Below are 1,265 nucleotides of genomic sequence, written 5' to 3'. Positions count from 1 at the left end.
TTCCTGCGCGCCACGCGCGGCGGCGTCGTCGAGCTTCTTCTGGTAATCCGCCTGCTTGCGGTCGTACGCCGCCTGATTCTGGGCCCGTTGCGGCGCTTCTGCGGTGCGCTGCGCTTCTGACAGTGCGTTCTGGCGCTGCTTTTCAGCGAATGATTCCGCGCTCGCCTTTTCGGTCGCTGCGCGTTGCGGCGCATCTGCTTCGTACTGGGCGCGCTTGAGCGCCGTTTGCTGGTCCCGCTGTTGCGCGTGTTGCAGACGTTGTTCGTCGTCGAGCGCCAGTTGTTGCTTGCGGATTTCCTGGCTTACATCGCGTTTCGCTGCACGCGCGGCATTAAGACAATGATTGACAAAAAAATCGTTATAACAATCGTGCTGCTTGACCGCATACCGATAGTTGTTTTCCTCGCTGCGCGTGTCAAGCGCCTTCTGACGCGCGCCGAAACCGTTCGCGTCCGTGTCTGCGTCCGCCGGACTTGCGGCATTTGCGCTGGCCGCACGGGCGTCGTCGAGCGGCGATTCTGTGACCGACGTGCCCGGATTGATAGGCCTGGGCGTCTGCGCCGTGGCTGCCTGAACAAAACCCGCGCACGCCAGCACGGCCATTGCGGCGCGAAGCGGATGAAACCACCGCGAGCAAGAGCGCGCGGCGTGGCGCGTGGCGAACAAATCGACTGGTACAGTCGGCAAAGCGGGCGAAAGGCGGGAGGTCGGCAACGTGATAGCCAGCGGGTTGGACAATGTATTGAAATGCAGCTTCTACGATGCCGAAATTCTATCACCGTGCGCCGGAGGCCTCCGGCATTTATGGCAAAATGCCCCGCTTCACCAACCCGGCAAACGTGTTCGCGCGGATTCAAGTGAAATGCGCGGCATGGAAACGCCCCTGATGAGCCAGCAGGCAGACGCAGACACCCATGACGGAAACCGTAGCACTCAAGATTGTCCAGCGCATCGCCACCGAGTTGAGCGTGCAGCCGCGCCAGGTCGCCGCCACCGTGCAACTTCTCGATGAAGGCTCCACCGTTCCGTTCATCGCCCGTTATCGAAAGGAAGTGACAGGCAATCTCGACGATACGCAATTGCGCAATCTCGAAGAGCGGCTCGTCTACCTCCGCGAGCTCGAGGACCGGCGCGAGGCGATTGTCCAGAGCATCGACGAACAGGGCAAGCTCACGCCCGAACTGCGCGCAGCCGTGGAAGGCGCCGACAGCAAGCAGGTGCTCGAAGACCTGTATCTCCCGTACAAACCGAAACGGCGGACCCGC

At 61.7% G+C, this 1,265-nt stretch carries 2 protein-coding genes; one reads left to right on the top strand and one right to left on the bottom strand.

Annotated features, from left to right (window positions below):
* A partial coding sequence (locus ACRXB1_RS36230; protein ID WP_449494797.1) for a hypothetical protein occupies positions 1 to 714 on the bottom strand: 714 nt, incomplete at its 3' end.
* A gap of 200 nt (positions 715 to 914) precedes the next feature.
* Here ACRXB1_RS36230 and ACRXB1_RS36225 point away from each other — a divergent pair.
* A partial coding sequence (locus ACRXB1_RS36225) for a Tex-like N-terminal domain-containing protein (RefSeq protein ID WP_449494796.1) occupies positions 915 to 1,265 on the top strand: 351 nt, incomplete at its 3' end.

The organism is Caballeronia sp. M23-90 (assembly GCF_053574605.1).
This window is presented reverse-complemented; position numbering and strand designations above follow the sequence as displayed.